General features: G+C 64.6%; 22 protein-coding genes and 1 riboswitch. Of the genes, 6 read left to right on the forward strand and 16 right to left on the reverse strand.

The window, feature by feature from the left end; genetic code table 11:
• Positions 1-29: 29 nt before the first annotated feature.
• A riboswitch (cobalamin riboswitch) is annotated at positions 30-176 on the reverse strand.
• A 69-nt stretch (positions 177-245) separates the two neighbouring features.
• Genes cobG through DFR67_RS01465 form a run of 3 tightly spaced genes read left to right on the forward strand, consistent with a single transcriptional unit; the run spans position 246 to position 3,533 of the window.
• Positions 246-1,370: a precorrin-3B synthase gene (gene cobG / locus DFR67_RS01455; protein ID WP_110467625.1), complete on the forward strand. Its 1,125-nt coding sequence runs from the start codon at positions 246-248 to the stop codon at positions 1,368-1,370.
• A gap of 24 nt (positions 1,371-1,394) precedes the next feature.
• Positions 1,395-2,018 carry a precorrin-8X methylmutase gene (locus DFR67_RS01460; RefSeq protein ID WP_110467878.1) on the forward strand — a complete coding sequence of 208 codons (624 nt, stop codon included), beginning with the start codon at positions 1,395-1,397 and terminating at the stop codon, positions 2,016-2,018.
• Positions 2,019-2,027: 9 nt separating this feature from the next.
• Positions 2,028-3,533: a precorrin-2 C(20)-methyltransferase gene (locus DFR67_RS01465; protein ID WP_110467626.1), complete on the forward strand. Its 1,506-nt coding sequence runs from the start codon at positions 2,028-2,030 to the stop codon at positions 3,531-3,533.
• Here the strand turns inward: DFR67_RS01465 and DFR67_RS01470 are convergent.
• Genes DFR67_RS01470 through dprE2 form a run of 4 tightly spaced genes read right to left on the reverse strand, consistent with a single transcriptional unit; the run spans position 3,506 to position 6,994 of the window.
• Positions 3,506-4,267, reverse strand: coding sequence for a cobalt-precorrin-6A reductase (locus tag DFR67_RS01470; RefSeq protein ID WP_110467627.1), 762 nt, complete (start codon positions 4,265-4,267; stop codon positions 3,506-3,508). The genes DFR67_RS01465 and DFR67_RS01470 overlap by 28 nt on opposite strands.
• Positions 4,264-5,031 carry a precorrin-4 C(11)-methyltransferase gene (gene cobM, locus DFR67_RS01475; protein WP_110467879.1) on the reverse strand — a complete coding sequence of 256 codons (768 nt, stop codon included), beginning with the start codon at positions 5,029-5,031 and terminating at the stop codon, positions 4,264-4,266. Before cobM ends, DFR67_RS01470 begins: the two co-directional genes overlap by 4 nt.
• Positions 5,028-6,239 carry a precorrin-6y C5,15-methyltransferase (decarboxylating) subunit CbiE gene (gene cbiE, locus DFR67_RS01480; RefSeq protein ID WP_110467628.1) on the reverse strand — a complete coding sequence of 404 codons (1,212 nt, stop codon included), beginning with the start codon at positions 6,237-6,239 and terminating at the stop codon, positions 5,028-5,030. The genes cobM and cbiE overlap by 4 nt, the downstream gene beginning before the upstream one ends.
• Positions 6,236-6,994 carry a decaprenylphospho-beta-D-erythro-pentofuranosid-2-ulose 2-reductase gene (dprE2, locus tag DFR67_RS01485; RefSeq protein WP_110467629.1) on the reverse strand — a complete coding sequence of 253 codons (759 nt, stop codon included), beginning with the start codon at positions 6,992-6,994 and terminating at the stop codon, positions 6,236-6,238. The genes cbiE and dprE2 overlap by 4 nt, the downstream gene beginning before the upstream one ends.
• A 75-nt stretch (positions 6,995-7,069) precedes the next feature.
• Between dprE2 and DFR67_RS01490 the strand changes: the two genes are divergently transcribed.
• Positions 7,070-7,480, forward strand: coding sequence for a PPOX class F420-dependent oxidoreductase (locus DFR67_RS01490; RefSeq protein ID WP_110467880.1), 411 nt, complete (start codon positions 7,070-7,072; stop codon positions 7,478-7,480).
• 105 nt (positions 7,481-7,585) lie between these two features.
• On the opposite strand, the gene DFR67_RS01495 is transcribed toward DFR67_RS01490, so the two are convergent.
• Positions 7,586-8,704, reverse strand: a complete 1,119-nt coding sequence (locus DFR67_RS01495) for a M24 family metallopeptidase (protein WP_110467630.1) — start codon at positions 8,702-8,704, stop codon at positions 7,586-7,588.
• Positions 8,705-8,937: 233 nt separating this feature from the next.
• Here DFR67_RS01495 and DFR67_RS01500 point away from each other — a divergent pair, with 233 nt between their 5' ends.
• Together DFR67_RS01500 and DFR67_RS01505 are read left to right on the forward strand one after the other, a co-directional pair.
• Complete coding sequence (locus DFR67_RS01500) at positions 8,938-9,906, forward strand: alpha/beta fold hydrolase (RefSeq protein WP_425451236.1); 969 nt, start codon at positions 8,938-8,940, stop codon at positions 9,904-9,906.
• A gap of 58 nt (positions 9,907-9,964) precedes the next feature.
• A complete protein-coding gene (locus tag DFR67_RS01505; RefSeq protein WP_110467882.1) occupies positions 9,965-10,894 on the forward strand; it encodes a 5'-3' exonuclease in 930 nt (309 codons plus the stop codon).
• 27 nt (positions 10,895-10,921) lie between these two features.
• Here the strand turns inward: DFR67_RS01505 and DFR67_RS01510 are convergent, their stop codons facing one another.
• From DFR67_RS01510 to dop, 11 genes are all read right to left on the reverse strand, one after another.
• Positions 10,922-11,710, reverse strand: a complete 789-nt coding sequence (locus DFR67_RS01510; RefSeq protein WP_110467631.1) for a DUF4333 domain-containing protein — start codon at positions 11,708-11,710, stop codon at positions 10,922-10,924.
• Between the two features lie 134 nt (positions 11,711-11,844).
• Positions 11,845-14,646 carry a DEAD/DEAH box helicase gene (locus DFR67_RS01515; protein ID WP_110467632.1) on the reverse strand — a complete coding sequence of 934 codons (2,802 nt, stop codon included), beginning with the start codon at positions 14,644-14,646 and terminating at the stop codon, positions 11,845-11,847.
• Complete coding sequence (tatC, locus tag DFR67_RS01520; protein ID WP_110467633.1) at positions 14,633-15,604, reverse strand: twin-arginine translocase subunit TatC; 972 nt, start codon at positions 15,602-15,604, stop codon at positions 14,633-14,635. Before tatC ends, DFR67_RS01515 begins: the two co-directional genes overlap by 14 nt.
• A 113-nt stretch (positions 15,605-15,717) precedes the next feature.
• Complete coding sequence (tatA, locus tag DFR67_RS01525) at positions 15,718-15,981, reverse strand: Sec-independent protein translocase subunit TatA (RefSeq protein ID WP_110467634.1); 264 nt, start codon at positions 15,979-15,981, stop codon at positions 15,718-15,720.
• A gap of 107 nt (positions 15,982-16,088) precedes the next feature.
• Positions 16,089-17,075 (reverse strand): helix-turn-helix transcriptional regulator, encoded by a 987-nt coding sequence (locus DFR67_RS01530; RefSeq protein WP_110467635.1) that lies wholly within the window; start codon positions 17,073-17,075, stop codon positions 16,089-16,091.
• Positions 17,072-18,040 carry a helix-turn-helix transcriptional regulator gene (locus tag DFR67_RS01535; protein WP_110467883.1) on the reverse strand — a complete coding sequence of 323 codons (969 nt, stop codon included), beginning with the start codon at positions 18,038-18,040 and terminating at the stop codon, positions 17,072-17,074. Before DFR67_RS01535 ends, DFR67_RS01530 begins: the two co-directional genes overlap by 4 nt.
• A gap of 102 nt (positions 18,041-18,142) precedes the next feature.
• Entirely contained in the window at positions 18,143-19,501 is a 1,359-nt protein-coding gene (gene pafA, locus DFR67_RS01540) for a Pup--protein ligase (RefSeq protein ID WP_110467636.1), read from the reverse strand.
• A gap of 39 nt (positions 19,502-19,540) precedes the next feature.
• Entirely contained in the window at positions 19,541-20,311 is a 771-nt protein-coding gene (gene prcA, locus DFR67_RS01545; protein WP_110467637.1) for a proteasome subunit alpha, read from the reverse strand.
• Complete coding sequence (gene prcB, locus DFR67_RS01550; RefSeq protein WP_110467638.1) at positions 20,308-21,171, reverse strand: proteasome subunit beta; 864 nt, start codon at positions 21,169-21,171, stop codon at positions 20,308-20,310. The genes prcA and prcB overlap by 4 nt, the downstream gene beginning before the upstream one ends.
• Positions 21,168-21,362 carry a ubiquitin-like protein Pup gene (locus DFR67_RS01555; RefSeq protein WP_084896705.1) on the reverse strand — a complete coding sequence of 65 codons (195 nt, stop codon included), beginning with the start codon at positions 21,360-21,362 and terminating at the stop codon, positions 21,168-21,170. Before DFR67_RS01555 ends, prcB begins: the two co-directional genes overlap by 4 nt.
• A 98-nt stretch (positions 21,363-21,460) precedes the next feature.
• A complete protein-coding gene (gene dop / locus DFR67_RS01560) occupies positions 21,461-22,963 on the reverse strand; it encodes a depupylase/deamidase Dop (RefSeq protein WP_110467639.1) in 1,503 nt (500 codons plus the stop codon).
• Positions 22,964-23,026: the final 63 nt, after the last annotated feature.

Below are 23,026 nucleotides of genomic sequence, written 5' to 3' on the forward strand. Positions count from 1 at the left end.
CTCCTTGCCGGGGATTCGCGCCCAGCGGGTATTGCAGCGGTGGAGCGGCAGGGGTCTGACTTCGGGTCTCCCCGACACAGTGGCGCGACCGCGCCGGAATCGCACCGGCTTCCCTGTCGCAGGTCTGTCGATCAGAGTATCGTCCCCGCGACTCGGCCGTTCCTGCGAACCCCACCTGGCCTTTCGAACGCCGAGGGGCACGGCGTCGACGGCCGAGCATTTGCGGAGCCAGTACCGTTGAACTCATGAGTCGACCCGCCGACCGGTGCCCGGGGGTGTTTTCTGCACACCCCGCCGCAGACGGTCATCTCGCGCGGATCCGGCTACCCGGTGGACATGTCTCTCCCGCGCAACTCGAGGCACTGGTGGCGGTGGCCGACGATTATGGCGATGCCCACCTGGAGCTCACCTCCCGCGGCAATCTCCAGCTCAGGGGCATCTCAGACCTCCAGGGTGCCGCCGACCTGATCGTGGACGCGGGCTTGATACCGACCCCGAGCCACGAGCGGGTGCGCAATCTGCAACAGTCAGCCCTCACCGGACGCCGCGGCGGCCTGCTCGATGCGCGACCTATCCTCGACGCCCTGGATGTTGGTCTTCGTGCCGACGCCGGGCTTGCTCACCTTCCTGCCCGCTTCCTGTTCGGCATCGACGACGGCCGGGGAGACATCGTGCACGAAGCGCCTGACGCCGGTTTGGTCGCCATCGACGGTGACGCCCTGGAAGTGGTGATCGGCGGCATTCCGACCGGTCGGACAACCACCCGCGAACAGGCAGCGCAGACGCTGTTGGCGGTGGCGCACGCATTCCTGGTCGATCGAACCGACGAATGGCGCATCGAGGCGTTGGGCGAGCACCCGAAGCTCGATGAGGTGGTCGCAGCCCTCGACCCCGCGCCCCCTCACCGGGTGCCTTCCGCTCCGACCGAACCGCTGGTCGGCTGGCTCGACCAGGACGACGGACTCGTCGCCCTCGGTGCTGTCGTGGCACATGGTCGCATGTCATCACGCATCGCCGAGTTCCTCGCGGCGATCGAACGCGACATCTACTTCACGCCGCGCAAGGAGATCGTCGTCGTCGACCTGTCGGAGGGCATGGCAGACACCGTGTTGCGGGTGCTCGCGCCCATGGGGCTGATCTTCGATGCGAACTCACCGTGGACACGGGTCAGCGCGTGCGCCGGCTCCCCTGGCTGTGACAAGTCTCGTGCAGACGTTCGCGGCGACCTCGAGTTGCTCCTGCGCGCGCCCGACGTCGAGATCACCGATCATGAGCACTGGGTTGGCTGCGAACGCGGCTGTGGCTCACCCCGCGGCCCTCACACCCGGGTCGAGGCCACCGACGACGGGTACGTTCGCCAGCGGATCTGAGCGACCTCTATCGTGGCAAACACCATGTACTCCTATATTCGAGACGGCGCTGAGATCTACCGTCAGTCCTTCGCCACAATTCGCTCCGAGGCAGACCTCGGTGGGTTCGACGATGACCTGTCACCGGTGGTCGTCCGAATGATCCATGCCTGCGGCCAGGTTGATCTCACCTCGGATGTTCGTGCCAGTGATCGCGTGGTGAGTGCCGCTCGCGGGGCACTCGAGGCCGGTGCCCCGATTCTGTGCGACGCCAACATGGTCGCTTCCGGAGTCACCCGAAAGCGACTTCCTGCCGACAACGACGTCCTGTGCATGCTCCGCGATCCACGTACCCCTGCGCTCGCGACCGAGCTCGACACCACGAGAACAGCTGCAGCGATAGAGCTTTGGCGTCCGGTATTGGACGGGGCCGTCGTCGCGATCGGTAACGCGCCCACCGCACTGTTCGCCCTCCTCGAGCTCATCGACGCGGGCGGACCTCGCCCCGCTGCGGTCATCGGCGCGCCTGTCGGGTTCATCGGAGCAGCCGAATCGTGTCAGGCCCTCGCGGACCGCAGCGACCTGGAGTACCTCACCGTGCTCGGCCGCCGCGGGGGTTCGGCCATCACCGCAGCCGCAATCAACGCGCTCGCCTCGACAGCGGAATAGAGAGAGACCATGACCGGCAAATTATGGGGTGTGGGACTGGGCCCAGGAGACAGTGAACTCGTCACCGTCAAGGCCGCCAGAATCATCGGCGAGGTCGATGTGGTCGCATATCACTCGGCCCGGCACGGCAGATCCATCGCCCGGTCGGTCGCCGCACCCTATCTTCGCAGCGGTCAGATCGAAGAGAAGCTGATCTACCCGGTCACCACCGAGAGCACCGATCACCCCGGTGGCTACCGGGGTGCACTCGCCGATTTCTACACCGCTGCGGCGCAGACTCTCGCACAACACCTTTCGGCCGGGCGCAGTGTCGCTCTACTTGCCGAGGGCGATCCGCTCTTCTACAGCTCGTACATGCACATGCACAAACGACTGGTCGTGGATTTCGACACCGAGATCATTCCCGGAGTCACCTCGGTGAGTGCGTCAGCGGCTGCCACCGGGTTGCCGCTCGTCGAGGCCGACGAAACACTGACGGTGCTGCCCGGCACACTTTCGAAGGAGGAACTGGTCCGTCGACTGCGGGACAGCGACGCGGTGGCCATCATGAAGCTCGGCCGCACCTTCCCGGATGTCGTTGCGGCACTCACGGAGTCGGGTCGGCTCGAGCAGGCCTGGTACGTAGAACGCGCGTCGACGGCAGCTCAGAAGGTGATACCGGTCGTGGACGTAGAGGCCGAAACCGTTCCGTACTTCTCGATGATCGTCATCCCCGGCGAACTGAACAACCCACTCCTGTCCGAGTCGAGCGGCGGCGGTGGTCAGGTCGTCGTGGTCGGCCTCGGGCCCGGGGCAGACCGCTGGACGACTCCCGAGGTGCGCGGCGAACTCGCCCAGGCCACCGACCTCGTCGGCTACAAGACGTACCTGAATCGGGTCACCCCTCGCCCCGGTCAGCGACTGCACCCCAGCGACAACAAGGTCGAGTCCGAACGCGCCTGCATGGCACTCGATCTCGCCAAAGCCGGAGCCCGTGTCGTGGTGGTGTCCTCCGGTGATCCGGGCGTGTTCGCCATGGCAGCGGCCGTCATCGAGGAAGCCGCAGATGAACAATGGCGTGAGGTCCCGGTTCGGGTGGTGCCCGGAGTGACGGCCGCCAACGCCGTCGCGAGTCTGGCTGGGGCTCCCCTGGGCCACGACTATGCGGTGATCTCCCTGTCTGATCGCCTCAAGAGCTGGGATGTCGTGGCCGAACGGGTGCGGGCGGCTCTGCGCGCCGACTTGGTGCTGGCGATATACAACCCAGGGTCGGCCAGCCGGACCTGGCAGGTGGCGGAGTTGAAAGACATCTTGTTGGAGCAGATAGCGGGAACAACGCCGGTGGTACTCGGGCGCGACGTCGGCGGGCCAGAGCAGTCTTTGGTGATCACGACGGTGTCGGACCTGGATCCGGCCGGCGTGGACATGCGGACGCTGCTGATCGTGGGATCCACCACCACCACTGTTGTCGACCGCGTGGGCGGCCAGGCCGTGTTCACCAATCGTCGTTACGGAGCTAGCCCCTCTACCCACTGAGCAGCCTCGGCAGCCGTCAGGACCCGCGGCCCGGTGGCGGCGGCCTCCGGACGCCGCACCATGATCACCGGGAGCGATAGTGTGCGGGCTGCATCGAGTTTGGCCCTCACGAGGTTCCCGCCGCTGTTCTTCGTCACGACGACGTCGATGCGGTGTTCGCGCAGCAGAGCCAGTTCACCGTCGAGCGTGTACGGTCCTCGACTGCGCATGATGGTGCTCCTCCGAGGACCCTCACGCTCCGGTGGATCGACGAGACGAATCAGGAACCACGCATCGTCCACGGCACGAAAGGCATCGACGTCTTGCCGTCCCGTCGTGAGAAATACTCGCAGCCCATCTCGCGCTGCGGCCATCTCGGTCACGGCGTGTGCGGCCTCGGTCAAGTCGGCCACATCGATCCAGTTGTCGCCGGGTTGCGTCTCCCACGGCGCTCGACGCAAGGTGAGTAGCGGTATCCCGGCACAGGCTGCCGCCTGGGCCGCGTTCGCCGAGATCACACGTGCGAAGGGATGTGTGGCGTCGATGATCGCTGCGCACCCGTGCTGTCTCAGCCACGCGACGAGACCGTCGACTCCGCCGAAACCACCGACGCGCACCTGTCCGACCGGTAGTGCGGGGTTCTTCACCCGGCCTGCCAGCGAGGACACAGCGTCGACCCCGGCGTCGTGAAGCAGAACCGCAAGGGATCTGGCTTCGGCGGTACCTCCGAGTATCAGGACCTTTCGGGCGTTCACGGCAGCTGAGAGTCGTTGCGTAATTTCGACATTCGCGCTGACGAATACAGGTAGCTGTCGGGGAACTGCTCCGCTGCGAGCACGTTCCCGACGAAGATCACCGCAGTACGCACGATGTTGTTGGCAGACAGGTGCACGGTCAGGTCTTCAAGGCGGCAGCGCAGGACCTGTTCGTTGTCGCGACTGGCGAACGCGACCACCGCGACAGGACAGTTCGGTCCATAGTGAGGGACGAGCGCCTCGACGATCTGCTCGCTGCGGTGGGCGGCGAGGTGAAGCGCCATCGTGACCCCGGTGCGGGCGAGTTCTTCGAGTTGTTCGCCGTCGGGCATGTCTGTGGACAGGGTGGAGACCCGGGTGATCAGCAACGATTGCCCCACCCCGGGCACAGTAAGTTCTTGCTTGAGTGCGGCCGCGGCGGCAGCGAAGGCGGGAACCCCCGGAACGATCTCGTAGTCGATGCCCAGTTGCTGGAGATGCCGAATCTGCTCGGCGACAGCTGAATACAAGGCCGGGTCACCTGAGTGCAGCCTCGCCACATCACTTCCTGCGCGATGTGCATCACTGATGCGATCGATGATTGTCGCCAACGGCATCTTCGCGGTGTTGACGAGAGTCGCCTCGGGTGGGCAATGTTCGAGCATCTCATCCGGAACCAGCGATCCGGCGTACAGGCAGGTGCCACACTGTGAGAGGACGCGGGCACCACGCAGGGTGATGAGGTCTGCCGCGCCGGGTCCGGCGCCGATGAAGTAGACCGTCACGTTGTCACCGCCGGCTTGTCGGCTATCCATTGCGTGACCGGAAGGGTCGGTCGCCAGGCAGTCATCGAGCCTAGCGGTTCTGCGTGATCGATCTGGAAACGACGAAGCGTCCCACCGACTGCGGCATGCCAGCTGATCAGCAGCGCTTCGGATTCGATGGTCACAGCGTTGACGACGATGCGGCCCCCCTCGAGCAGTGCCTCCCAGCAGCCTTCCAGAACTCCCCCAGCACTGACGCCGCCGCCGATGAAGATCGCATCGGGATCGGGTGCCTGCCCGAACTGCGCCGGCGCGGATTCGAGCACTGTGAGCCCGTGCGCGACACCGAGTTCAGACGCGTTGTGCTCGATTCGGCGGCGTCGTGCGCTGTCGGACTCGAAGGCTATCGCGCTGCATGAGGGGTCGGTACGCAACCATTCGATCGCGACGCTTCCCGCGCCCGCGCCGACGTCCCACAACATTTGACGCGCAGCGGGACGCAGCGCGGTGACCGTCAAGGCGCGGATCGCCTGCTTGGTCATTTGCCCGTCGTTGCTGAAGTCGGTGTCCGGTAGTCCCGCCTGCGCGCTGACCGCCGGGCCCACGCACTGGACGGCGACGAGGTTGAGCCTGTCGCCGGCGGAGTGATCCCAGGTGCGGGCAATTCCGCCGTATATGCGTTCAGCAGGCCCGCCGAGTTGCTCCAAGACCGTCAGGTGCGACCACCCGAAACCGTGCGCGGTCAACAGTTTTGCGAGCGCCTCGGGTGTCTGTTCGTCGCGGCTGAGCACCAGCAACTGGACGTTGTCACTGACGTTGGTGAGAATCGAGCTCAGCGGTCGATCGACGACACTGCAGATCCGGGTGGTGGCGAGGTCCCATCCGAGCCTGGCCGCGGCGTGGCTCACGCTGGACACGGCCGGAAAGACGCGAACATTCCTCGCTCCAACGGCTTTGACAACGCTCGCGCCGACCCCGTGGAACATCGGATCGCCGGACGCGAGGATGTGAACGGGGTGTGGTTGAGATTCGGTGAGAACAGTCGCCAGGTGCTCCGACATGGGTGACCCCCAGGGGCGCAACGCCGCAGTGACCGATCCGAGCAGATCGAGCTGTCGCCGGGACCCGTAGATGACCTCGGCGTCTTGAAGCTCACGCCGGGAAGCAGGGGTCAATCCGTCCCAGCCATCGGCTCCCATACCGACCACGACAAATCGGGGTTCGCTCATCGAGGCATCCGGCGCCAGATCGCCTGCGGCAGCAGTCGCATGAAGAAGAAGACGGGGCGTAGCTTCCCTGGAACCCAGACGACAGCCTTCTTCTTGTGCATCGCGGACACCACGGCGTCCGCCACCTGCGGCGCCGTGCTCGACATCGGTGCGGGTTTCACACCGGACGCCATCATGTCCCGGGTCATGTTCCCGATCACGAATCCCGACCTGACGAGCAGCAGGTGAACCCCGCTGCCGTGAAGGGCATCGGACAGCCCGCTCGCGAATCCGTCGAGGCCCGCCTTGGTAGACCCGTAGACATAGTTGGCGCGCCGCACTCGCACCCCGGCCACGGAGGAGAAGACGATGATGTCGCCGCGCCCGGCTGCCCGCATCAGACCCGCCAAGGGTGTCAGGACACTGATCTGTGCGAGATAGTCCGTGTGAGCGATCTGGAGAGCGTGAGTCACGTCTGTCTCGGCGCGAGCCTGATCGCCGAGAATCCCGAATGCGACGATCGCGACGTCGATGCGACCGTGCTCGGCGACGATCTGTTCGATGAGCGCGCCATGCTGCTCGGTGTTGTTGGCGTCGAACTCGACCGTGTGTACTGCGGCAGCATTCTCACTCGTCAGACGTTCGCGCTGTTCCTCGAGGTCATCAGGGCGCCGGGCAGCCAGCACAACGGTGGCACCGGCAGCGATCCGCGCAGCGACCTCGATCCCGATCTCGCTGCGTCCGCCGAACAGGACAACTACCTGACCATTGCTCACCGGGTCAGTATCCCAAACGGCAAATGAGGGCTCCGGCGTGCGTCCGTCCTAGATATGGCTGACTACGCTCGGTTCATGCCCCGCAACGCAGACGACCTCACCCCCGCAGCCCTCGAGTTCCTCACCGACCGCCATCTCGGGAGCCTCAGCACGGTACGAGCGGCCGGAACCCCGCATGTGGTTGCTGTCGGCTTCACCTACGATTCCGAAGCGCAGGTCGTCCGAGTTATCACTTTCGAGGGCAGTCAGAAGGTCAAGAACGTCGAACGAGCCGGATACGCAGCAGTATTCCAGGTCGACGGTCCTCGGTGGCTCACGCTGGAGGGCTCGGCAGCCGTCAAACGCGACGACGATTCGATCGCCGAGGGCGTGCGGCGCTATGCGCTGCGCTATCGCCAGCCGAAAGTCAACCCACGGCGAGTGGTCATCGAGATCAGCATCGCACGCATCCTCGGCTCGCAGAGTTTGCTGACCAAGCCCGAATAGGCCACCGAAGCGGCGTGACCCGCGACGGCGCTCGCAGAACTTGGTCCCGCTCACTCTACGGAGCAAGCGGGACCGAGTTCTACGAGCGGGAGTGTCGTAGGGAAGTCAGACGACCTTCAATTCGTGTGGTTGCCTGTTGAGCGGTTCGCAACCGTCTTCGGTCACGATGACGATGTCTTCGATGCGGGCGCCCCAGCTTCCCGGGAAGTAGATGCCGGGCTCGATGCTGAACGCCATGCCCGGCATGAGTGCAATGTCGTTACCGGAGACGATGTACGGCTCTTCGTGCACTGACAAACCGATGCCGTGTCCGGTTCGGTGCACGAACTGCTCCCCCAATCCTGCATCGACAAGGATGTCTCGGGCTGCAGCGTCGATCTGCTCGGCGCGAACCCCGGGCCGGACTGCGGCCACCGCCGCGGCCTGCGCTTGCTGCAGGATCGCGTACTGTTCGGTGACGGTGCTCGAAGGTGTTCCGACGCAATAGGTCCGGGTGCAGTCGGAGTTGTAACCTGGTTCCACGGGTCCACCGATGTCGACCACGACGACGTCACCGTTCTCGATCACCCGATCGGACACCTCGTGGTGGGGATCTGCACCGTTGGGACCGGAGCCCACGATGATGAACTCTGCGCCGGTGTGTCCCTCGGCGACGATGGCCGCCTCGATGTCAGCGGCAACCTCACTTTCGGTGCGCCCTGCCTTGAGCCAGTCGCCAACCCGTGCATGCACGCGGTCGATGGCTGCACCCGCTTCATGCAAAGAGTCGATCTCGGCCTGGTCCTTGACCATTCGCAACTCGCGGAGCACCGCGGTGGCCAGCTCCGGACCGGTCCCGATTCGGGTTGCCAGCGGGACCGTGTGCAGGGCAGGCGCAGCATCCGACACGGCATATCTGCCGATGTCGCCGCCCACAGCATCGGTGGCGAGCGCATACGGATCCTCGCCGTCTACCCAATCATGGATCGGCAGACCGAGTTCGCCCACCGCCGACTCGCGCAGCGCCGCGAGCTCGAGCCGCGGCACGATCACATGCGCCTCGTGGACAGGACTGATCACGAGCGCGGTCAGCCGCTCGAACGTGGCTGCGCGTGAGCCTGTCAGGTAGCGGAGGTCGGGCCCCGGTGTGATGAAGAGCGCGGTCAGCCCCGCTTCTGCGGTCAGCTTCTGCGCCCGTTCGAGTCGCGATTTGTACACCGATGCCGGAAACCTCTGCTCAACCATGCACCCAAGGTTAGTGGCTGAACAGGATGTGGCATCGTGAACACCAGATGAAGCATCGAACGCCATCGCGTCCGAGCGCGCGCGGGAAAACGGCGAAGGATCCAGTTCTCGCACTGAACAGGCGAGATCGGCCGGTTGCCCCCAAGATAGACGCAACATACAACGAGGAGGTCACCGTGGACCGTGAAGGCACACCGCGACGTCTTCGCGCTGTTCCGAATGACGCCACGCAAGTGCAGTTCGCCACGCTGCACGGGTACAAGCGCGCATATCGCAGAGCGGGTAGCGGGCCTGCAGTACTTCTCCTGCACGGGATCGGCGACAATTCGCTGGCGTGGGAACCGCTGTTCGCGCAGCTCAGCGAAGAATACACCGTCATCGCGCCCGATTTCCTGGGCCATGGATTCTCGGATCGGCCTCGTGCGGATTACTCGGTGTCGGCGTTTGCGAACGGGATGCGCGACCTGCTCACCTACCTCGACATCGAGCGGGTGACCGTGGTGGGGCACTCGCTCGGTGGCGGAGTCGCTGGGCAGTTCGCCTATCAATATCCCGAACTCGTCGAACGCCTCGTCCTGGTGGGAACCGGTGGCGTCACCAAAGACGTCAACCCCGCGCTGCGCGCGTTGTCGCTCCCGTTCTCCGAGTACATTCTCGGCCTCATGTCGATCCCAGCGGTCTTTGCGACGTTCTCCACGGCCGCCAAGTCCCTGCAGAACTTGATCCCGACCACCCTTTTCACGGACAACAACGAAATCGTGCGGGTTCTCGAACGTATGCCGGAGAAGGGTTCGGCGGAGGTGTTCGCGCGCACCCTGCGCTCAGCGGTCGACTGGCGCGGGCAAGTCGTCACGATGCTCGACCGCTGTTACCTCAGTGCGGCTATCCCGACGCTGATCGTGTGGGGTTCGGACGATCAGGTGATCCCTGTCGCGCACGCCCACATGCTGCACAGCGCGATGCCGGGATCTCAGCTCGAAGTCTTCGACGGAGCGGGTCACTTCCCGTTCCGGGACGATCCAGAGCGTTTCCTTGATCTGTTCTTCACGTTCGTGGGCGCCACCAATCCGGCAGTGATCTCCCGAAACGATGTGAAAGCGGCACTGCGGCAAGGGCCTTCCGTCAAACCGCTGACCGGGGACAGCGGAACCCGGCACGCGGTACTAGATGCGCTCGGAAACGACGAGCGAAGCGCCACGTAGCGCCGCTACCGTCGGGTGGTGGCTGATCCGGCATGATGAGCCCATGAGCTCTCCGGTGATGTTGCTCGACGGTGCAAGTCTGTGGTTCCGGGCGTTCCACGCCCTGCCCGAGAAGATGACGGCGCCGGATGGCCGGCCGGTCAACGCGGTGCGCGGCTTCGTCGACATGATCGCATCGCTGGTGACCCGCGAGCACCCGCACCGATTGGTGGTATGCCTCGATTTCGATTGGCGACCGGCATTCCGCACCGACCTCATCCCGTCCTACAAGGCGCATCGAGTGGCGGAAGAAGCCACCGACGGATCTGAAGAGGTTCCCGACACCCTGACTCCTCAAGTCGACATGATCATGAGAGTTCTTGCCGCCGCCGGCATTGCGACGGCCGGGGCAGAGGGTTGTGAGGCAGACGACGTACTGGGCACGCTGGCCGACACCGAGAGCACCGATCCGGTCATCGTGGTCAGCGGAGACCGAGATCTACTGCAGGTGGTCGCGGATGATCCCGTACCGGTGCGGGTGCTGTACGTGGGACGTGGACTCGCCAAGGCCGAGATGTACGGCCCGGCTGAGGTCGCAGAGCGATACGACCTACCGACGACCAACCCCGGATCTGCGTACGCCGAGATGGCGATCTTACGCGGCGATCCGTCCGATGGGTTGCCCGGAGTCGCGGGCATCGGCGAGAAGACCGCGTCGAAGTTGTTGCACCAGTTCGGCGACCTGGATGGCCTCCAGCGTGCCGCCGGGGCGGCCGACAAGCGGGTGTCGACCCGGCAACGGAAGTCACTTGCCGATGGGGCGGATTATCTGACCGCGGCCCGCACGGTCGTTTTCGTACGGACAGACGCCGACATCGTCGGATTGGGCGACGATCACCTGCCCTCCGAACCAGCAGATCCCGCTGCTCTTGCCGATCTCATCGAGGAACTGGGAATAGGTTCCTCGGTCGGCCGATTGAGCAAAGCGCTCGGCTGGCAGGTCGGCTGACCCCCGACCGGAGCACGGTTCTCGGTATCAAGCAGCGGTGGGCTGTCCTACCTCGTACTTGCCATCGTCGTCGAGGAACGTGATCTTCACCTGCTGATTGGCGCCCGCAACGGTCGCGGTGCAGGTGAAGGTGTCGCCCTTCTTGATTTCTTTGTCCTTGGGACACTGGACGTTCTGGACATCTTTCGCCTGGTAGTCGGTCTCGAGGACCGTTTTCACACCCTCTTGTGCCGCGTCCTGGCTCAGAACCTTCGTGACCGCGAAACCCGGCGCCAAAAAGGCCGTGACGAGGAGTACGACGGCGATCAACGCCACAACGCCCGCTCCGATGAACAGCGGCAGGTTTTTCTTCGACTCAGGCTGCGCCATGTTCGAGAACTGGTCGGGCCCGCCGTGGCCGAACTGTCCGGGTTGCGAGTACTGGCCGCCTTGGTCCAGCTGACCGTACTGACCCGGCTGACTGTACTGACCTGGCTGACCGTACTGACCTGGCGCGTTCTGCGGAGCACCGAACTGTTGCTCTCCGGGCCGGCCGTACTGCCCCGGCTGCGAACCGTACTGACCAGGCTGACCGTAGTTGCCTCCGGGAGCCTGCTGCGGGTACCCGGTCTGTGGCGGCGCATACTGCTGGGGCGATTGTCCGCCCCAACCCTGTTGCGGCGGTTGGCCTTGCGGCGCCTGCCCCTGCGGCTGTTGTTCGCCCGGCCGGGGCGGCTGATACTGCGTCTGGCCCCACTGGTCGGGCTGGCCGCCCTGCTGCCACGCGTCAGGCGCCCCCGTGCTGCCCGGATTGTTGGGGTCGTGTGGCCCGCTCATGTCGTCCCTCCGCTTGTCCTCACCGCACCGAAGTAACGGGGATCACCGACCCCGAACATACCGCACATCCCGGGCGTGATTCGGAAGGCTCAAGCTGGGCGCGACCGATGTCGCACTCCCGCCATCGGCTGTGGTCAGCCGAGCTCGACGGCCACCACACCACGGCGGATAGCGGCGATCGCAGCTGTTGCCGACTTCGTCAAACGCGATTCGCCGGACGATTCCAGACTTGCCGCAGTACGCATCTGCTCCAGCAGATCGATGACCTGCCGGCTCCACCGCACGAAATCACCCGCAGGCAAGGATGTACCGCGTTCGCCGGCGGCAGCCAGTACCTCGGTCAGGCTGCGACCAGATGCCCACAAGTAGATGGCGGTGGCGAATCCGGCGTCAGGCTCACGGGTGGGTTCTATGAGATGACTCATCTCGATCCGCGTGAGCGTCTGCCAGGCCGCATGGGTGCGGCTCAGCGCTTCTCGGACGCTCGCGACACCGGTGACCAGTTCCGCGCCACCGTAGGAATCGCGCCGCGACTCGTACACCACGGATGACGCGACTGCCGCGAGTTCAGCGGCTCCCAGCTGATCCCACAATCCCGACCGGATGCACTCGCAGATCAGCAGATCACTTTCGCTGTACACGCGGCTCAGCGTGTCCCCTGCCTTGGTCACCATGAGGTCGCCGTTCGACTTGCCCGCGTTCTGTTCGAGATACCCGAGTTCTTTGAGTACCCCGACTATGCGGTCGAAATTGATCGACAAGGTGGACGTGCGCTGCGCGACGGACTCTTCGAGCGCGGTGATCTCTCGTGCGACGCGATTGCGCCGTTCAGCGAGTCGAAACAGCTCATCGTGTTGCGGTATCTGATGTGCCGGATGCTCGCGGAGCTCGGCACGAAGCCGGGCCAGTCCCCTGTCGTCGGCTGCCTGCGTACGCTTGCTCTGCTTGCCCCTCGGCATGTCGATGCCCGACGACCTCAATGCGGACGCGAGGTCTCGCCTGCCGCGTCCGGTTCGTCGGTCCACCTGCTTCGCCAAGCGCATGTTCCCGAGAACCTGCGGCGGGTTGAGGAAATCGCGAGGCCCGACGCGGCCACACCAGGCATCTTCACAAATCACCAGCGGCTTCGGATCGCGAAGATCGGTCGCGGCCTCGAGGACCACTGCCAATCCGCGGTGCCGACCTCCGTGTAATCCGATCACCTGTCCGCGCTTGAGGGCGGACAGATCCTCGACTGTGCTCTGCTGGGTGGCCATTCGATCCTCGAACTTCAGCGAGCGCTCACGGGAGCGGATCTCTTCACGCAGCCGCGTATAGCCGAGGAACCCATCGATTCCGCCATCGAGCCCGCGGCCTTCCGCCCGGTTCTCGAGTTCGACCTCGATCTTGCGGAGCTGCCGACGCGCGGTGTCGATCTGCCGTGCCTGACCCACCACCGACTTGTCGGCCTGGAATTGTGCGAATGAACGATCGAGGAGATTGCGGGAACCGGCAAGGCCGAGTCGGCCGATCAGGTTCACCGCCATGTTGTATTCGGGCGCGAACGAGCTCCGCAGGGGGAAGGTTCTCGCCCCGGCCAGGCCGGCCACCCGGGTGGGCTCGAGATCGTCGGTCCAGACGACGACAGCGTGTCCTTCGATGTCGATGCCGCGTCGGCCTGCCCGGCCGGTCAACTGCGTGTACTCCCCCGGCGTCAGATCGACGTGCGCTTCGCCGTTGAACTTGATCAGACGCTCGAGCACCACTGATCGGGCCGGCATGTTGATTCCCAACGCCAACGTCTCCGTTGCGAAGACGGCTTTCACCAGGCCCTTGACGAACAACTCTTCGACTGCGTGGCGGAACGCGGGCAGCAACCCGGCGTGATGCGCGGCGAACCCCCGGGTCAGGCCTTCCCGCCAGGTGGGCACCCCCAGGATGTCCTGATCCGATGCCGACAGTTCAGAGACGTACTTGTCGACGATGCGGTTGACCTCGTCGGCCTGGTGCGGCTCGAGCAAGCGCAGCCCCGATCGAAGGCACTGGCTCAGCGCGCCCTCACATCCGGCACGCGAGAAGATGAACCCGATCGCGGGCAGCAACCCGTCGCGGTCGAGCCGGGCGATCAGGTCAGGCCTCGAGATCGGCCGGGTTCCGCCGCGTCGCGGATCGTTGCGCTGCGATGCACCACGTCGGCCTCGCGGTCCACGCGGCGTGTAGTCGTCCTCGCGGCGGGCGGCCAACTCACGGTGCCTGATGTATCGGGTCAGTTCGGGGTTGACCGCTGGCTTCTTGTTCGGAGCGCTCGGTTCCTTGCTGTCGAACAGGTCGAACAGCCTGTTCCCGACAATCATGTGCTGGCTCAGAGGAATCGGCCGGTGGTCGTCGACGATCACCGTTGTGTCGCCGCGGACCGTTTGGATCCAGGAGCCGAACTCCTCGGCGTTGCTGACTGTCGCCGACAGGCTGACCACGCGCACCGATGGCGCCAGGTGCAGTATCACCTCTTCCCAGACGGCTCCGCGGAAACGGTCGGCCAAGAAGTGCACTTCATCCATCACCACGTGCGACAAATGCTCCAGCGCAGGCGAGTTCGCGTAGATCATGTTGCGCAGCACTTCGGTCGTCATGACCACGACCGGCGCGTTCGAGTTCACCGACGAGTCACCCGTCAGCAATCCGATCGAATCTGCACCGTGCACACGGACGAGGTCCGCATACTTTTGATTGCTCAAAGCCTTGATGGGCGTGGTGTAGAAACACTTACTTCCCGCGGCGAGTGCGAGATGCACCGCGAACTCGCCGACGATCGTCTTGCCTGCGCCCGTCGGTGCACAGACCAGGACACCGTGACCATCGGCCAGCGCCGCGCACGCGTCGAGCTGGAACGGATCGAGCGCGAACGCCTGACGGGCGGAGAACCTTTCCAGTTCTGCCCGGGTGTCAGAGAGTGTCATCGTAGTGATCGACTCCGCTCGTCGAGGACGTAGCCGATACCGGCGCAGGTGACCGGACCGGACCAGTCGCCGGTTCGGCAGGCGATGCCGGTGTGATCGGAGAGGCCTCGTCGTCGCTCACGTCGCCCCACTCCAGTGCTTCACGCTTGGCCTTGCGCTTGTCGTGGATGCGCGCGATCTGAATCGCGAACTCGAGCAGGATGCAGAGGGCGATCGCGAGCGCCAACATCGTGAACGGGTCGTTGCCGGGGGTCGCCACGGCCGCGAAGACGAACATCCCGAAGTTCAGTCCGCGACGCCAGGCCTTCAACTTGGAGTAGGGAAGCACCCCGATCAGATTCAGCGAGACGATCAGCAGGGGTATCTCGAAGCTGACACCGAAGATGAGCAACAGATGAAGCAGGAAATTGAAGTAGTGGTCGCCGGCCAGCGCCGTGATCTGCACATTGTCACCGACGGTGAGCAGGAACTCGAAGGCCTTGCTGACGACCAGGTACGCGAGCACTGTGCCACCGATGAACAAGACGGCCGCGGCGGCAACGAACGACACTGCGTACTTGCGCTCCTTGGAATGCATGCCTGGAGTGATGAACGACCACAACTGGTAGAACCAGACCGGGCAGGCCATCACGAAGCCTGCGGTGAGGGCGACCTTGAGGCGAAGCATGAACTGATCGAACGGCCCTGTCGCCAACAGTCGGCACGCGTCGTCGGTGGTGAGATTCGCCCGCGAGGACGCCGGCAGATCGCAGTAGGGCTGTCGGAGCAGGTCACCGAGTGAATCCATACCGAGAACTCCGTGGGTGTACCACAGGAAACCGAGGATCGTGGTGAAGGCGATCGCGGCCACCGAGATCAGCAGCCGGGTCCGCAATTCGCGGAGGTGGTCGACCAACGACATGGTGCCGTCGGGGTTGACCTTGCGCTTGCGGCGCCGTGGGTCGAGAGGAATGCGCACTGGTGGACTGTTTTCAGATCAGTAGCTGGTGGATTGGCACCGAGCCGGCTCGGTCACCGAAGTCTCATGAACGGTGAACTGCAGCCCTGACTGCCAACGGGATCGCGATCGGCTCAGGCGGATCGACGTTCGGTCTCGGGCTTGTTCTGCGATGGGGTCGCGCCGTCGGGGCCTGACGTGATCTGCGGAGCACCGTCGGCGGAGGGTGTCTCACCCTCGGGCTTGCCGTCGTTCTGCATCTCTTTGATCTCGCTCTTGAAGATGCGCATGGAACGGCCGAGGCCGCGTGCGGCGTCAGGCAGCTTCTTCGAACCGAACAGAAGTATGAATACGGCGACCACAATGACGATGTGCCACCAGCTGAGTGCTCCAGTCATTGAACTACCTTTCTGACACGATCGACTATGGGCAAGATCGCCTATGGGATTGATGCTACCGGAGTTGCCGACGCGGCCTGGCGTACCCGACCGGGTTTGCCAAACGTTCACAGGGAATCGGATGGTTCCTGGAGGTACATAGCCAGAGCCGCGGCCGCCCGGTCACTGATCGCAGTGCTGACATCCGGGTTGTCGAGGACACGGATCTTCCCGCCGAAGCTGGCGATGAAACGGGTCAGCCATTCGGCCGAACCGTAGGTCATGGTCGCCAGAAGCGGCTTGGTCGAGTCCGGGACCGCATCGGGATCGGCCGGTTCGATCAGGTAGTACTCCATCACCCAGATCACGTCTGGATCGATCTCGATCAACGCGGACGGCAGTGCCGGATCGGATTCGAACAGGCCGAGCGCGGCCGAATCGTCAGTGCCGGGAGGCGGGGTCGCCGGCTCATCGAGCACAACCGCCTCGTCGATCCGGTCGAACCGGAACAGACGGATTCCGTCGCTGTCGCGGCACCAGGCTTCCAGGTACCCGTTCCCCTCGACCACCTGCAGTCGCACGGGATCGACGATTCGATCGGTGACCGCGTCCCGCGACGCGGAGTAATAGCGCAGGCGAAGCGCACGTTTGTCGCGAACCGCGGCGCGGACGACCACCACCGCATCGGACTCGGCCGGCCCGGCGTCTTTGGGCGCCGTGATACCCGAGCCCGACGACGGGCCCATCGCCGCCTCGATCTTTGCGATCGCGGTCCGCGCCGCACCCGTGTCGACGACCCCCGCGGTGTCGATCAATGCCCTCAATGCAATGAGGAGAGGCGCTGCTTCCGCCGCGGTCAGGCGAAGTGGATGATCGATGCCCGCCGAGAAGGTGACCTCGATGCTTTCTTCGGTGAACGACAGATCGATCAGGTCACCGGGCGAGTATCCCGGTAACCCGCACATCCACAGCTGGTTGAGGTCGTCCATGATCTGTTTGCTGGTGGTCCCCAGATCGCGCGCAGCCGTCGCGGCGCTGACCCCGGGGTGAGCTTGCAGGTACGGGACCATGACCAACAGTCGGGTGAGGTGAGAGGTGGCAGCTGCGGTACTCATGCTCGTCCCCCGACCAGCGCACGGAGTTCTCTGACGACGTTCTCCCGGAGTTCCGCCGGTTCCAGGACCACCGCATCGGCTCCGGCGCCCAGCACCTGCCGCGACAAACCGTCGACCGAGTTCATCGCGATGTCCAGCACCGTCCCATCGCGGCCCGCGAAGGCACCCGGTGAGGACGTCGCCGCGATCCGCCGCAGACCCGCCGCGCGGTCGCGCGCCACCCAGATCTTGGCCATCCGAGGCGGACCGGACACCGTCACCGCATCGGCCACGATAGCCCGCAGATCGACGTCGGCAGGTTGCACCACCACACCCGGTCTGCCGAACGGCTCCACCGAGGCGATGCGGGAGAGCCGGAACGTCCGGGGCTCACCGCGGTCCTCGTCGTGGCCGACCAGATACCAACGACGCTGGTGGGTGACGACTCCCCAAGGCTTCATCGTCCGTGTCCGGTACGGCTGATTCCTGGCAGAGCGATGTTCGAATCGCACCTGGCGGCGCGCATCGACAGCCGCAAGCAGGGTCGTGAGTACTTCCTGGGAACCTATCCCGCGCGGGGCGGAGGCATGGATGGCGGGCGCAGAATCCTCGAAGCCGGCGTCTGTATCGACCTGCACACCCGCGGCGCGCAACTTCATCAGCGCGCTGTGAGTGTTGGCGGCAAGCCCCGGCGAATCCCATAGCGCCGCAGCCAGGGCGACCGCAGCGGCCTCTTCCTCGGTCAGATCAATATCACTGAGTTCGTAGGCGTCACGGTCGATGCGGTAGCCGTCGACGGACGCCAGGCCCGAGCTGCGCCCGGTCTCGAGTGGAATCCCCAGATCCCGGAGTTCGTTCTTGTCCCGTTCGAACATCCGGTTGAACGCTTCATCTGTTTTGGACGTCTCGTAGCCGCCGACGATCTTTCGAATCTGCTCGGCAGAGAGGAACTGGCGGGTCGACAGCAGGCAGATGACCAGATTCATCTGCCGCTCGACCTTCGCCTTTGGCTTGGGCCCTGCGCCGATCCCGCTCCCCGCGACTGTGTTCACCGATTTCGCCACGCGCCCAGACTAGTGCTGCGAGGTCTACATGGACGCGATCAGGCGTTCGACGCGCTCATCGACATTGCGGAACGGATCCTTGCACAGCACTGTTCGCTGGGCCTGGTCGTTGAGTTTGAGGTGCACCCAGTCGACCGTGAAGTCGCGGCCCGCCTTCTGTGCGGCCGCGATGAAGTCGCCACGCAACTTCGCTCTCGTGGTTTGCGGCGGGGTGTCGACGGCGGCGGCGATTGCCTCGTCTGTGGTGACCCGAGCAGCCAGCCCCTTGCGTTGCAGCAGATCGAACACACCACGACCCCGTTTGATGTCGTGGTAGGCAAGGTCGAGTTGCGAGATCTTCGGATCGGACAGTTCCATCGAGTAGCGATCCTGATAGCGCTGGAACAATTTGCGCTTGATCACCCAGTCGATCTCGGTGTCGACCTTCGCGTAGTCCTGTTGCTCCACAGCATCGAGCATCCGGCCCCAGAGGTCGACCACCTGGGTCATGTTCTGGTCGGGCTTGCGAGTGCGCAGGTGCTCGACGGCGCGCGCGTGGTACTCGCGTTGGATGTCGAGCGCACTCGCCTGCCGGCCGCCGGCCAGTCGTACCGGACGACGACCGGTGAGGTCGTGCGAGACCTCCCGGATCGCCCTGATGGGGTTGTCGAGGGCGAAGTCCCGGAACGAGACGCCCGCCTCGATCATCTCGAGAACCAGTGCTGCCGATCCGACCTTGAGCATCGTCGTCGTCTCGGCCATGTTGGAGTCACCGACGATGACGTGCAATCGCCGGTATTTCTCGGCGTCAGCATGCGGCTCGTCTCGGGTGTTGATGATCGGCCTACTGCGCGTGGTCGCCGAGGAGACGCCTTCCCAGATGTGTTCGGCTCGCTGGGACAAGCAGAAGGTGGCGGCCTTCGGAGTCTGCAGGACTTTGCCCGCACCGCAGATCAGTTGGCGGGTCACCAGAAACGGGAGCAGAACATCCGAGATCCGGGAGAACTCCCCGGCCCGGACCACCAGATAGTTCTCGTGGCACCCGTACGAATTGCCTGCCGAGTCCGTGTTGTTCTTGAACAGGTAGATGTCGCCGCCGATCCCCTCGTCGGCAAGGCGCCGCTCGGCGTCGACGAGAAGATCTTCCAGCACCAGTTCGCCGGCCCGGTCGTGTTCGATCAACTGCTGCAGGTTGTCGCACTCCGCGGTCGCGTACTCCGGGTGCGACCCGACGTCGAGGTAGAGCCGCGCCCCGTTTTGCAGGAACACGTTCGACGAGCGACCCCACGAGACCACCCGGCGGAAGAGATACCGCGCAACTTCGTCGGGACTGAGCCGACGATGCCCGTGAAAAGTGCACGTGACACCGAACTCGGTTTCGATACCCATTATTCGTCGTTCCACGATTTCAACCTACCGTCGAGTGTCCTGGTGGGTGGTGCTTCAGTGTTCGGTCGAGCCTTCCGGGAGAAGGTCGACGAGTGTCGAACCCGTCAGTCGCCGGAACGCGCGACGAGGACGATTGTGATCGAGCACCGCGACTTCGAGGTCGCTCGGCTCGAGCTTCCGTGGCTCCGCAGCGGGTGCCTGAGTCGACGATGACGATGACGACGATGACGAACCGGACCCGTTGGAGGCGGCCGGAGTCTGCAACGCACCGATCGCGGACGCCACGGCGCTCCGCAGATCCGCCTCCGAGTCGTACGACTCCTTCATCGACGCCGAGATCGCCTCGGTCGTACCGCCCATGACGAGGAACTTGGCCTCGTCGACGATCGAACCGTCGTAGGTGATCCGGTACAGCTGCGACGGGCCGGGCTTGCCGGGGCGGCTCACCTCTGCCACACACAACTCCACCTCGTAAGGCTTAGGCTGCTCGGTGAACACCGCACCCAACGTGCTCGCATAAGCGTTCGCCAAGGACAGGCCGCTGACGTCGAGCCGATCGTATTGATAGCCGCGCATGTCGGCATGCTGGATGCCGGCCTTGCGCAGACTCTCGAACTCGTTGTATTTACCGACGGCCGCGAAACCGATGCGATCGTAGATCTCGCTGACCTTGCGAAGCGTGTTCGACGGGTTCTCGGCCACGAACAGCACACCGTCGGCGTAGGTGAGCGCTATGACGCTGCGACCGCGCGCAATACCCTTGCGGGCCAACTCCGAACGGTCGCGCATGATCTGTTCGGCACTGGCGTAATACGGAAAGGTCACGCTTCACCACCTGCGTTGTCGCCATTTACCGGACCGGTCGAGCTCTGCTGAACGCCGTATCCGGCCGAACGACGGGCGATGACGGACCGCGCCGCCTCTTCGATCTCTTCGGTCGAGACCACCGTCGCGCCATCGGGACCCACCGTTGCCGCCGTGGGATAGAGCCCACGCACCATGTCGGGTCCACCGGTCGCGGAGTCGTCGTCGGCCGCGTCGTAGAGCGACTCGACAGCGATCTCGAGCGCTTGCGCCGCGGTCATGTCGTGGCGGTACAGCTTTTTGATCGCAGACTTCGCGAACACCGAGCCCGACCCGATGGCCTGGTAGCCGCCGTGCTCTTCGTGTCGGTCGCCCGCGACGTCGAACGAGAAGATGCGGCCGGGTCGCTGCGGATCGACCGCGTCCGAGTCGTAGCCGACGAGCAGCGGAATCGCTGCCAGACCGGCCATCGCGGCCTCCAGGTTCGAGCGGACCATCGACGCGAGGCGATTGACCTTGCCGTCGAGCGTGAGCGATACGCCTTCGATCTTCTCGTAGTGCTCGAGTTCCACGGCGAACAACCGGATCATCTCGATGGCCACACCGGCGGTGCCTGCGATACCGGCCGCCGAGTACTCGTCGGTGATGAACACCTTCCGCATGTCGCGGCTGGCGATCAGGTGGCCTGCAGTGGCACGCCGATCACCAGCGATCACCACCCCGCCGGGGTAGGTGATCGCGACGATCGTGGTGCCGTGCGGGATATTCGCGGTAGCCCCCTCTGGAAACCTGTTCTTGGGCAACAAGTCTGGAGCGTGATTACGCAGGTAGTCGGAAAACGATGAGATGTCCTGGCCGAGAGACCGTATTCGATCGGTCACTGGCCGCCCTTCTGGACATAGGCACGGACGAAGTCCTCGGCATTCTCTTCGAGCACATCGTCGATCTCGTCGAGCAGGTCGTCGGTGTCGTCGGCCAGCTTCTCACGGCGTTCCTGGCCGGCACCCGAATCGGGACCGGACTCGTTGTCGTCGTCGTTACCGCCCGTGCGCTTGGTTTGTTCCTGCGCCATCGCTGCCTCCTTCAGACCACGGTCCCGCAGGGACCGTTCGTATGTTCACCCTACCGGGCAAAGGCGATCCCGCCCGGTATATGCAGACGCGGGCCGCACTACGGATTGGTCAGCTGATCGACCAGTTCGGCCGCCGAATTGACCGAATCGAGCAGTTCACCGACGTGAGCCCGACTCCCCCGAAGGGGTTCGAGCGTGGGGATCCGGACCAGTGACTCGCCGCCGAGGTCGAAGATCACCGAATCCCAACTCGCTGCCGCGATGTCGGCGCCGAACCTGCGCAAGCACTCGCCGCGGAAGTACGCCCGGGTGTTCTCCGGTGGGGTCCCGATCGCATCCATGACCTGCTGTTCGGTGGTCAGACGCTTCATGGAGCCACGGGCGACCAACCGGTTGTACAGACCCTTGTCGAGCCTGACATCGGAGTACTGAAGGTCCACCAGGTGTAGTCGCGGCGCAGACCAGGCCAGGTTCTCGCGCTGGCGGAAACCCTCGAGCAATCGGAGTTTCGCGGGCCAGTCCAGCAGATCCGCGCACTCCATCGGGTCGCGCTCGAGTTTGTCGAGCACATCCGCCCAGGTGTCGATGACGTCCTTCGCCCGCAGGTCGTCACTGTGATTGGCATCGTGGAAAGCCGAGACGCGCTCGTGGTAGATCCTTTGCAGCGCAAGCGCCGTCATCTCCCGCCCGTCGGCGAGGGCGACGGTGGCCTGCAGTGTCGGATCGTGACTGATCACGTGGACGGCGTGCACCGGCCTGGCGAGTTCGAGGTCGCTGAGCTCGACGCCCGCTTCGATGAGGTCGAGGACCAGGGAGGCTGTGCCCACCTTCAGATATGTCGCCGTCTCGGCCAGATTTGCATCTCCGATGATCACATGGAGACGGCGATAGCGTTCGGGGTCGGCGTGCGGTTCGTCCCGGGTGTTGATGATGCCGCGTTTGAGCGTGGTCTCCAGGCCCACCTCCACCTCGATGTAGTCGGCGCGCTGGCTGAGCTGGAAGCCGGTCTCATCGCCGGATTGGCCGATGCCGACCCGGCCTGACCCAGTGAACACCTGACGCGATGCGAAGAACGGGGTGAGCCCGGTGATGACCGACGTGAACGGAGTGGAACGCGCCATCAGGTAGTTCTCGTGGGTGCCGTAGGAGGCGCCCTTGTTGTCGATGTTGTTCTTGTACAACTGCAGCTTGGGGGCTCCGGGAACACTCGCCACGTGCCTCGCCGCGGCCTCCATGACCCGTTCGCCCGCCTTGTCCCAGATGACGGCGTCGAGCGGGTCGGTGACCTCAGGCGCGGAGTATTCCGGGTGGGCGTGATCGACGTAAAGTCGAGCGCCGTTGGTGAGGATCATGTTGGCGGCGCCGACCTCGTCGGCATCGATGATCGGGGCCGGGCCCGAGCTTCGGCCCAGATCGAAACCACGTGCATCTCGCAACGGTGATTCGACCTCGTAGTCCCAGCGTGTCCGCTTCGCACGGGGAACGCCTGCGGCTGCCGCGTAGGCGAGAACAGCCTGGGTCGAGGTCATGATCGGGTTGGCACCGGGATCGTTCGGTGCCGAGATCCCGTACTCGACTTCGGTTCCGATTATGCGCTGCATTCCCCGAGCCTAGCCGTGCACCGGACAAGGCCCGTCGCGCGCTCCTCGCCGCCGGCCCCCTCG

The sequence above is a fragment of the Williamsia limnetica genome, assembly GCF_003217475.1.
Classification (GTDB): Bacteria; Actinomycetota; Actinomycetes; order Mycobacteriales; family Mycobacteriaceae; genus Williamsia; species Williamsia limnetica.

Bases quoted from the DNA above. Each gene is read 5' to 3' on its own strand.
- DFR67_RS01465 (WP_110467626.1), top strand. From the start codon at position 2,028: ATGACCGGCAAATTATGGGGTGTGGGACTGGGCCCAGGAGACAGTGAA.
- DFR67_RS01515 (WP_110467632.1), bottom strand. From the start codon at position 14,646: ATGACACTCTCTGACACCCGGGCAGAACTGGAAAGGTTCTCCGCCCGT.
- DFR67_RS01495 (WP_110467630.1), bottom strand. From the start codon at position 8,704: ATGGTTGAGCAGAGGTTTCCGGCATCGGTGTACAAATCGCGACTCGAA.
- tatA (WP_110467634.1), bottom strand. From the start codon at position 15,981: ATGACTGGAGCACTCAGCTGGTGGCACATCGTCATTGTGGTCGCCGTA.
- DFR67_RS01490 (WP_110467880.1), top strand. From the start codon at position 7,070: ATGCCCCGCAACGCAGACGACCTCACCCCCGCAGCCCTCGAGTTCCTC.
- DFR67_RS01535 (WP_110467883.1), bottom strand. From the start codon at position 18,040: ATGAATCTGGTCATCTGCCTGCTGTCGACCCGCCAGTTCCTCTCTGCC.
- cobG (WP_110467625.1), top strand. From the start codon at position 246: ATGAGTCGACCCGCCGACCGGTGCCCGGGGGTGTTTTCTGCACACCCC.
- DFR67_RS01555 (WP_084896705.1), bottom strand. From the start codon at position 21,362: ATGGCGCAGGAACAAACCAAGCGCACGGGCGGTAACGACGACGACAAC.
- DFR67_RS01460 (WP_110467878.1), top strand. From the start codon at position 1,395: ATGTACTCCTATATTCGAGACGGCGCTGAGATCTACCGTCAGTCCTTC.
- dop (WP_110467639.1), bottom strand. From the start codon at position 22,963: ATGCAGCGCATAATCGGAACCGAAGTCGAGTACGGGATCTCGGCACCG.
- DFR67_RS01505 (WP_110467882.1), top strand. From the start codon at position 9,965: ATGTTGCTCGACGGTGCAAGTCTGTGGTTCCGGGCGTTCCACGCCCTG.
- cbiE (WP_110467628.1), bottom strand. From the start codon at position 6,239: ATGAGCGAACCCCGATTTGTCGTGGTCGGTATGGGAGCCGATGGCTGG.
- DFR67_RS01510 (WP_110467631.1), bottom strand. From the start codon at position 11,710: ATGAGCGGGCCACACGACCCCAACAATCCGGGCAGCACGGGGGCGCCT.
- DFR67_RS01530 (WP_110467635.1), bottom strand. From the start codon at position 17,075: ATGAGTACCGCAGCTGCCACCTCTCACCTCACCCGACTGTTGGTCATG.